The 8,672-nt window shown below is 54.5% G+C and carries 7 protein-coding genes; 2 read left to right on the forward strand and 5 right to left on the reverse strand.

Annotated features, from left to right (window positions below; all coding sequences use genetic code 11):
• Positions 1-85: 85 nt before the first annotated feature.
• Both HMPREF2537_RS00005 and HMPREF2537_RS00010 read right to left on the reverse strand, forming a co-directional pair.
• The gene (locus tag HMPREF2537_RS00005) at positions 86-1,045 is read right to left on the reverse strand and encodes a replication protein RepA (protein ID WP_049377316.1); all 960 of its coding nucleotides are present in this window, start codon (positions 1,043-1,045) and stop codon (positions 86-88) included.
• 378 nt (positions 1,046-1,423) lie between these two features.
• On the reverse strand, positions 1,424-1,687 hold the full coding sequence (locus tag HMPREF2537_RS00010) for a ribbon-helix-helix protein, CopG family (RefSeq protein WP_080970368.1): 264 nt from the start codon (positions 1,685-1,687) through the stop codon (positions 1,424-1,426).
• Positions 1,688-1,909: 222 nt separating this feature from the next.
• On the opposite strand from HMPREF2537_RS00010, the gene HMPREF2537_RS00015 reads away from it, so the two are divergent.
• A complete protein-coding gene (locus tag HMPREF2537_RS00015; RefSeq protein WP_070776360.1) occupies positions 1,910-2,161 on the forward strand; it encodes a hypothetical protein in 252 nt (83 codons plus the stop codon).
• A 65-nt stretch (positions 2,162-2,226) separates the two neighbouring features.
• On the opposite strand, the gene HMPREF2537_RS00020 is transcribed toward HMPREF2537_RS00015, so the two are convergent.
• Positions 2,227-2,601, reverse strand: a complete 375-nt coding sequence (locus HMPREF2537_RS00020) for a 3-deoxy-D-manno-octulosonate 8-phosphate phosphatase (RefSeq protein ID WP_232770592.1) — start codon at positions 2,599-2,601, stop codon at positions 2,227-2,229.
• A 228-nt stretch (positions 2,602-2,829) separates the two neighbouring features.
• Between HMPREF2537_RS00020 and mobF the strand changes: the two genes are divergently transcribed.
• Positions 2,830-7,296 carry a MobF family relaxase gene (gene mobF, locus HMPREF2537_RS00025; protein ID WP_070524514.1) on the forward strand — a complete coding sequence of 1,489 codons (4,467 nt, stop codon included), beginning with the start codon at positions 2,830-2,832 and terminating at the stop codon, positions 7,294-7,296.
• A gap of 83 nt (positions 7,297-7,379) precedes the next feature.
• Here mobF and HMPREF2537_RS00030 read toward each other — a convergent pair whose 3' ends face one another.
• A complete protein-coding gene (locus HMPREF2537_RS00030) occupies positions 7,380-7,616 on the reverse strand; it encodes a hypothetical protein (protein ID WP_046095264.1) in 237 nt (78 codons plus the stop codon).
• Between the two features lie 10 nt (positions 7,617-7,626).
• On the reverse strand, positions 7,627-8,223 hold the full coding sequence (locus tag HMPREF2537_RS12295; protein ID WP_049147792.1) for a ParA family protein: 597 nt from the start codon (positions 8,221-8,223) through the stop codon (positions 7,627-7,629).
• Positions 8,224-8,672 lie beyond the last annotated feature (449 nt).

Genomic DNA, 8,672 nt, shown 5'->3' on the forward strand with positions numbered 1-8,672 from the left:
ATGCGCACCTGTATTGGTAAATATGCGCAGTCTGATTTGGGCATAAAGAAAGCGCCCGAGTGGGGCGCTTAACGGTTGCTGGGGATTAGTCGAGTTGGGGCTTTGGTGGACGCTGTCGAATAGAGGTGGCGGTCTTGGTGACCATGACTCCGTTGGCGTCGGCGGTGATGCCGGCGTTAGGCCAAACAGTCAAAATGTCGTGAATGGCTTTCTTGACATCGGTGCGGAAGTTTACCCAATCTTGACCTTTGGTGAGTTTTTTGGTGGCGAAGTTTGCGGCCATCATTTCCCACGTGAAGGTGTAGGCGTCGCGGTTGTTTTTCGCCAGCCAATACTGCTTGAGAGTCAGCCAGATGTAGATGTCCATTGAGCGGGGTTTGGTGAGTTCTCGTAGGACGTTGAGGTCGATTGGGATGGGGGATTCTGCGATGTGCTTGAAGAACTTTTCGGTTAGCGCTAGCTCTGACTCAATGAAGCTTCCCTGGTTGGGGTCTCGGGGGTCGAACCAGAGGTTCCAGCCGTCCAAGATTTGGGTGTTGCTGCCTTGAGCGTGCACTCCGTCATCGCTTTCGACGGTAATGGTAGAACCTGCGATACGAAGGATTTGTTCGCGAATGTTTTTCAGGTTGCCTGTTGCTCCGCCAGTTCCGCGGCCTAGAACGCCGATTGCTTTGAGGAAATGGTTCATCGAGTGGCCGAGCGGGATGCGGCGCGCTTCCTGCTCGTCGATTTTCCCTTCTTTGAGGCGTCCAGCGTTTTCTACTGCTCGGGTAATGACGTAGGCCATGATGAGGCGCGGATACTTGCCGTAGGGGAGACCTCTGCGAGAGTAGACCGAGATTATCCCTTGTGCAGTTTCTACGACGCGCTCATTGTTTTCTGCTTTGCGGTAGGGGAAGAGTGCTTGGACGAAGAGTTTGGAGGTGTAGCCGACGTCTTGGGCTTGGAGGAGTTCTTGTGCGGCGTCGTGTTCTTGCCTGCGGGCTAGTTCTTTGACTGCTTCGAGCTTGGCGCGGCGCTCGTCTGGGGTGTGTGGGGGCTGCATGGTGCCGTGGTCTCCTTTTGGATTATCGACACCGCCCGTGTTGTGCTTTGCTCACTGTCCGTGGGGAAGTGGTAAAGTCTTACCCGACACGGTCGGTGTCGTTTTCTTTTTTGGGCCCCCGCTAGAGCGCCAACTCTATGATGCGGGGGTTTCCTCATGTTTTGAGGAATGTGCGCGCCCTGGACTTGAACCGAGGGTGTGTGCCGCTCGCGCTGCGCACCCCACGGGTGTGGGGCGCGTCTTTTTATTTTCTCCGCCTATTAAATCACATCAGTGTGACTTACTGGGAGATTTAGTAATGGTGGCGGCTGTTGCCAAGAAGCCTTATTGGCCGTTTGCTTTGATGAAGCTTGCTCGGAACCTAAGGTATTAGTGGAGTCACTGTTGTTCTTCGGGCTCGTCTTTTAGCCCGTTGAGCATTATTTGGTTAAACAAGTTGTTGATTGTCTTCTCTTCGAAGTCTGCAGCCACTTGATTCCAATGGAATTCTTCTAGTTTGGGAAGCATGGCTGTAATAGCCATTTTTAAGTAGAAACCTCGACTACGTCCTGTCCTATCGCAGAGAGTGTCGAGTCGTTCAATGATTTCATCTGGCATCCGTACAGACACCACACGTCCGGAAGGGTGGGGTGCTTGTTTCATATGCAGTATCCTCTCCTTGGCAGCAATGGTAAACATTGTTTACCATTGCTGCCACTCTTGGGACTGTCGATAGAATTGTTTAATCGACACTGTGTAAACAATGTTTACCACACGTAAGACTGGTGGAGTCTTCTCAAACTCTTTAACAGTATCATGAGCGGCGCGCGCCACAGAGAGGAAGGACGCTTCCGTGGGCGCACTGCCATTTATCGGCTACCAACCATGTCCCCATCTGCACTCATCGCCATGCTGGTCTGGATGCTCATTGCCCAGATACGACGCGCAGGATTGGGAACAGGAATCATCAGAGCGTTAGGCGGAGTAATCGCCTGGGTAATCATCTGGTTCTTCCTCACCTTCCTCGGCGTGATGGTTTGCTCCATGGCTGACCACTACGAGCGCGCTACGGACGAGACCAACGACTCGCCATACTCCAACCCGTATGACGCCGCGCCCGTCAACCCCGGTGAGTAGTACGACCTGAACGAGCAACAGTAGCCGCAGCCGCTAACGTCGAAGACTGTCTTTCTCTCTACTGACTACTGGTCGCCATTGTCATCGGCATCATCGCCGCCAGCGTCCTTAGTGGCGCTGGCGGCTTCGTCGTTGTCCCGGCCCTCATCATTGCCAGCGTGCGACTCATCGTCTCCAGAGGAGTCCTCCGCACTAGGGGAGGACTCCTTAGCAGTCTTGAGCATGTCGTTGAAATCGCGCTGGCTTACACCGACGAGCTCGCGCACGAGTTCTTTAGGTTCCCCTAGGTCGATAATGGACTGCGAGGCTTGACCAATCTTTTCGTTCAACTTGTCTCGTTGCTCAATAAGGCTGAGCAACGAGTTGATGCTCTTCTTCCGGTCGCGCAGCTTACGCTGTTCTTCTTCGAGACGCTGACGCAGTTCCTGACGCTTCTTCAAACTTCTACTTGCGGTAACCATAAACCCACAATGTCAGCGCACACACCGCCCCGCTCCTGACACAAACACCACGCGGGAAGTTCGGCGTAATCGGAAGCAAGCAGTGGACTATCCCTGCAGTCTCTCGACAGCGCTGTAGACCTGCAGCCGTGGGCGCGAGCGCCCTTTTTACAACACACTATATGCACTCTTAGTGTTAATCGGGTTTTGGCTGCTAGACTAGGGCGCATGATGACCCTGCGCGTAGTCAATAGCGGAACAGGTTATGAGTACCTGTTGCGCTCTGTGGCTACCAATGATGGGCCGACAGATGCGCCAAGTTTGTCGAAGTATTACGACGCGAAAGGCACCCCGCCAGGTCGTTGGTTAGGCTCTGGTTTGGCCGGTTTGAACACCGAAACGGTCACCGAAGGTGGGGAAGTTACCGAGTCTCAAATGGCCGCGTTGTATGGCGTAGGTCTGCACCCAGATGCGGATATGAAGATGTCCGAAGGTCAGAAAATCAAAGACGTACAGTTGGGGCGTCCTTTCGCTAATTTCACTAATGATGTGCCGGTTTTGGTGGCACTTCGTGACGCGGAGCGCCGCCATAGGCAGACAACGGGCACGTTGATGAGCAAGCAAGAACGCGCCGAGTTAGTCCAGGATATTGGCCGAGAATTCTTCATTGAAGAACACGGAGTCGAGCCGCAATCGGGCCGGGAAGTCGTCAACTGGGTCAATGGTTTAAAGGACAATGTGCGTCAGTCTGTGTCGGGTTTTGACCTGACTTTTTCGCCTGCTAAGTCCGTGTCGGTGGCGTGGGCATTGTCTGATGAGAAGACCGCGCAGCGTATTGAGGCGCTTCATCACCAGGCCGTAAAGGAAGCTATGGCGTGGGCAGAAGACAACGCTTTGTTTACCCGAGTTGGCAAGCAAGGGCGTGAGCAAGTCAAGACGAAAGGCTTCGTCGCGTCGGAGTTTAAGCACTACGATACGCGCGCAGGAGACCCGGATCTGCACTCGCACGTGCTGGTATCCAACAAGGTTCAGACCGAAGATGGGCGCTGGTTGTCCATCGATGGGTACACCTTGATGAAGTATCATCAGTCGATTTCGCACCGCTATGATTCCATCTTGAACACCCTGCTTTCTAACGAGATGGGCTACACTTTCACCGCCTGCGACCATGGGGTCAACAAGGAACCTACGTGGGAGATTGACGGTATTTCGCAGTCGCTGATGGAGTCTTTTTCCAAGCGTCGACGCGGCGCACAGCCGGTCTATAAGCGACTCGTGGAAGAGTTTGTTGCCGCGCGTGGTGCAACCCCTAACTCGGTTGAGGTGGGTCGGTTGTGGCAGCAAGCTATCTTGGAAACCCGTGATGCAAAGCGTGAACCAGAAAGCCTTGCAGAGCTTCGCGCAGGCTGGAAAGCGGAAGTCTCCGCGCGTGATACTGGGGCAGAGGAACTCGCTGCCATCGCCCAACTTGCCGCAGATTCTGGACGTGATGAGCGTCCAGTCTTTCGTTCCGAGGACCACCTTTCAGGTCTTATCGACGAGGTTTTAGACACCGTTGTCAGACGTCGTTCTTACTTTCGCGCCTCGCATGTAGCGACTGCTGCGGGTGGAAAACTCCAAGGCTATCGCTTCGATTCTCTTTCCGAGCGCGACCTTATCCACGCCACTGTGGTGGAAGCAATTGTTCGCGATAAGGCCATTTCCTTGAATGATTTCGACGTCCTGGAACTGCCCGAAGCCCTGAAGAACTCGGCTGGAAAGGCCCGGGATGCCCGCGCTGATAGCGAGCTTTATACCACCCAGGACATCCTCGATACCGAAGACAAAGCACTGGGCGCACTCAACGAACCGGTGGCCGCATTCGCACCATCTGCAGCGATTGATAAAGCACTGGATGAACACGAAGCAGAGGCTGGGTTCCGCCTTAACGCAGGGCAGGAATCCATGGCCCGCTACCTCCTTACCTGCGGCACACTCGCCGCTACCGGCGTAGGCCCGGCAGGTACTGGCAAGACTGCATCTATGCGTCTGGTTGCCAACGTGTGGGCCAATGAAGGCCGCAACGTGATTGGTCTGGCCCCGTCTGCCCAGGCGGCAGAGGTGTTGTCGAAAGACTTAGGTTTTGATGCTTTTACCATCGACAAACTCACCTACACCTGGCGTGGAAACCACCCAACAAAGCCCGGCCATAGTCTTAAAGACCTTCCGGTTTCTATTAACGCGGGCGATATGATCATCGTCGACGAGGCCGGCATGGCCTCGACCCCTAACATCGGCTCGCTGTTAGACATTGCCGAGGAAGCAGGCGCAGTCGTGCGCTTTATCGGTGACCATAAACAGCTCGGCGCGGTAGAAAACGGCGGACTATTCGGCGCAATGGTCAACGCCGCAGACCGCACGGATAATCAACTCTCCGAAGTCGTGCGCTTCGGCGGAGACCGTGAACAATCCGCCACCAGCTTGCGTTTGCGTGACGGAGATTCGTCTACTTTCGACTTCTATACAGAGCGTGGTTGGGTCAATGGTGGCGCACGCAGCGACATGCTAGGTAAAGCCGCAGCAGACTACCTGGCTGATATTTCTAGCGGTAAAACCAGCCTTCTCATTGCTGCTACCAACCGCGATGTGGCAGAACTCAACGAGACAATCCGCGCCCACTACATCGCCCACGGTGAGGTTGACACCACCGTGGAAGCTCAGCTTTCTAGAGGTGAACAAGCCGGTGTTGGCGATACGATTCTGGCGCGCAAAAACCAGACGTTCTACGACGATGAGACTGCTACGAGTACCCGTATCAACAACGGCACCCTTATGACAGTCACCGCCATTGCCGACAACGGCAGTATCACCGCCCGCAACACAGCAACCGGTGAGACCCTGTGCCTGCCAGCAGACTACGTCCACGACAATGTGCAGCTAGGCTATGCCGCTACTGTCCACCGCGCCCAGGGCAGCACCGTGGACTGCACCCGCGCGGTAATCGACCACCACGTGGATAGAGCAGGGCTGTATGTGGCACTTACACGCGGCAAAATCGCCAACCACATCTATGCTGTTACCGAACACCAGCTAGATGAACTGGCCGAAGAAGGCCACTACCACTACCAAGGAATACGCCAAGCCCCCAGTGTCAGGGACGTCTTTAATAAGGCAATCTCGCGCGATAACAGCCCAAAGGCTGCACGCGAGGTCATAGCCGACGTCGTAGACGAGCAGACCTCACCCGATCGCATGATGAGCCTATGGCTTATGGGCAAAGATGAGGCCACCAACGACTTCATCGACGCTTACCTACCCGACTGGATCGACACCCTGCCCGGTGACCTTGCTCAAAAGATTGAAACCAGCGATGACGGCACAGAACCTATCCGCCACGGCTGGGCAAAACTCATTGACGCGGGCATTGACCCGCGCACCGTCATGGACGCGGCGACCCGCGATATTGACAACGCCCACGATCCGGCACGCCTTATCCGCTACCGCCTAGATGAACAGCTTCGCCAGCTTGATACGGGCAAACGCAACCAACTACCACCTGTATCCAGGCATGCAGATATAGAACTCGATACGTGGCTTCGCACCCACAACCCTTACGATCGCGCGGAAACTGCTCGCCTTACTGGAAAGGAAGGAAACCTTAACCAGCTCAACCAAACTGTGCTGGCAGAGCACGCACGCTTTGCTCGTTCCAAGGTGGAATCGCTCACTTGGCAGGAAGCAAGTATTACTACTCGCCTCTACGAAGACAAAGACGCAGCCCTTAACGAGGTAAAGGCTAACTTCCAGCAGGTGCGTCTTGATGCTGCGCGTATTCGCGCCTATGAGCAGGCCATGGCAGACCACAGTTCCGCCTTGCGTGAAGAAGAAGCTGCCCTGGCAGACATTGAGCACCAACGCCTACTGGCTGATGATTACACCCGCCCGGTAGCCGAGCGGGCTTATGACCACGACGCGGCAGGCTATGGCACCTACCAACAGCGCATAGACCATGCGCACAAGCGTCTTGAACAGGCGCAACAGCGCCGCAGCCTAGCGCAGCAGGCCATTGAAGACACCGGCGCTAACCTTCCGGAGGCACGATTGTGGGAGGAAATCTGCTACCGCGCCGAGGACCACGAAGAATGGGACAAGCGCCTCCACGCAGCCCAACAGTACGACAGCGAACACACCGATAGGCTGCAACAACGCCTCGATACTATCCGCCGCGAGAAAATGGACTGGGCCGACCGCGCCGACATCGCTACCCGCTTGCGCGAAGAAGAAATCCCGAACGATGTTGCCGACCATGCAGGCTATATCGCCGATGAAGTAAACCTCCTGGCCGCACAACGCACCTACGAACTACGCCGCCTCGGCATAGACGAATCCGCCCAAGACACCATCCGCGACATGATGGCAGGCACCATCGCCGCCGCCTACGAGCACGACACCACTGACTATGACGAGCCAGACACCTCCTACAACGAGGTGGAAGAAGAACCATCAGCACCTGAGACCACCCCAGAAGCCGACAACACCGACAACACCCAGGACGAAGACGCCGGCGATCTGCACCAGGGCGCACAAGCAGGCCTCGACTTCCTCGCTAGCCTCGGCCTAGGTGGCGAGCAACAAAGCGTTACCAGCGACAGCGATACCACTGACGAACAAGCACCTGCTGACGACCTTGAAGAAGAACAAGGCCCAGAGCTCTAGAAACAGCGAGGTAAAAGCACTAGAGCGCATATGTGTATATACCTATATCCGCATATGTGTATGTAGGTATATACACCAGATAGTTAGCTTCTTTCCTCGAGCCATCGTGTTGCCCACTCTTCAAAAAGTTGGGAGATACTCTTCTCTTCTTCCACTGCGGCGAGTTTGAGCTCTTTAATCAATTGCCGATCGCGGACGTACAACTGAAGGCGTGTCGCTTTATCGTTAGCTTGGGCGAACATCTTTGTTGAAGGCGAGACCTCCGACTTATTTCCAGACGATTCTTCCCGCGCCTTATTTTTAGCCTTTGGAATTGCCATTGCCTACCCCTTAATCCTCAAATGCTGCGACTACTTCTCGAGCCAAAGAATCCCAAACCTTCGTACTACTGGGCTTTGTTCCGAAAGCGCGACGTGTAGCCGCCCTCGTTGGGATGACTGTTTCAGCAAGCGCTGCAGTTTCATCACCCTCCAGTTCGGCATGGACTTCATCTAGAAGTTTTTCCCTTCTGTCGACATTCGACAGAACAACTGCTGTTGGTATCCCCATTTCTATTAGCCAAGAAAGTGTGACCTGCGTTCGATCAATATCCATCGGGGAAACACCAGTTGGAAGAAGGACTAAATCGGCAGCCTCGGCGCTTTCGGTTATGAAAGCTAAACCACCTGGAGGGGTGTCGACTATAAGAAAGTCCGGATTGTTCCCTCTCCTGACTACTCCAGGGAAATCATTTGAACTGCGGACAGATTCGATGGGAAATGGAAAATCCTTTACTCTGCTCGCCCATCGGGTGGCAGATTGCTGGGGGTCGCCGTCTGCGACTGCAACCGTATAACCCATCTTCCGAATTGCCTCTGCGAGCATTACCGAAAGTGTGGTCTTCCCTGTCCCGCCCTTCGACTGAATCACGGAAATTACTCGAGTCATAAAGCAAGAATAGATTTAGAGAAGATCTCTCCAGGTAGCGACATGCGCATGTGTGTATATCATGCTATGTGGAGGGAAACCATTAAGTAGAGAGCTGAACTAAAAATCACTTTATGCGCATGTACTGATATGCACATATGCATATATGCGCATCTCGAAATTTAAAGCTATCCACTTGCTGAGGGATATTCCGGTTGCGGGCGCGTTGTAAGGCGGTATGGTTTTGGGTGTCCGCAGCGCACCTCCCCCGGCGCATAGTCGGACGGAAGGAAAATAAAAAGCCACAATCCCCCCCGCAGGTGGCTTCTCCCCTAGTGCTCCCAACGACGAGAAGCACTAGGGGAGTTTCCTTTTATTGAGCGCCGTTTTCCTTCGGCCGGCCAGGGGTTTCGTGGAAAGATTGAAGATGTTTCTTGAAAGGTGCTGTTGCAAAGTTGGGGCAGTAGGAA

The sequence above is a fragment of the Corynebacterium sp. HMSC074E01 genome (genome assembly GCF_001808885.1).
In the GTDB taxonomy this organism is placed as follows: Bacteria; Actinomycetota; Actinomycetes; order Mycobacteriales; family Mycobacteriaceae; genus Corynebacterium.

Coding starts and splice junctions, on each gene's coding strand:
- HMPREF2537_RS00005 (WP_049377316.1), bottom strand. CDS start 1,045: ATGCAGCCCCCACACACCCCAGACGAGCGCCGCGCCAAGCTCGAAGCA.
- HMPREF2537_RS00010 (WP_080970368.1), bottom strand. CDS start 1,687: ATGAAACAAGCACCCCACCCTTCCGGACGTGTGGTGTCTGTACGGATG.
- HMPREF2537_RS00015 (WP_070776360.1), top strand. CDS start 1,910: ATGTCCCCATCTGCACTCATCGCCATGCTGGTCTGGATGCTCATTGCC.
- mobF (WP_070524514.1), top strand. CDS start 2,830: ATGATGACCCTGCGCGTAGTCAATAGCGGAACAGGTTATGAGTACCTG.
- HMPREF2537_RS00030 (WP_046095264.1), bottom strand. CDS start 7,616: ATGGCAATTCCAAAGGCTAAAAATAAGGCGCGGGAAGAATCGTCTGGA.
- HMPREF2537_RS12295 (WP_049147792.1), bottom strand. CDS start 8,223: ATGACTCGAGTAATTTCCGTGATTCAGTCGAAGGGCGGGACAGGGAAG.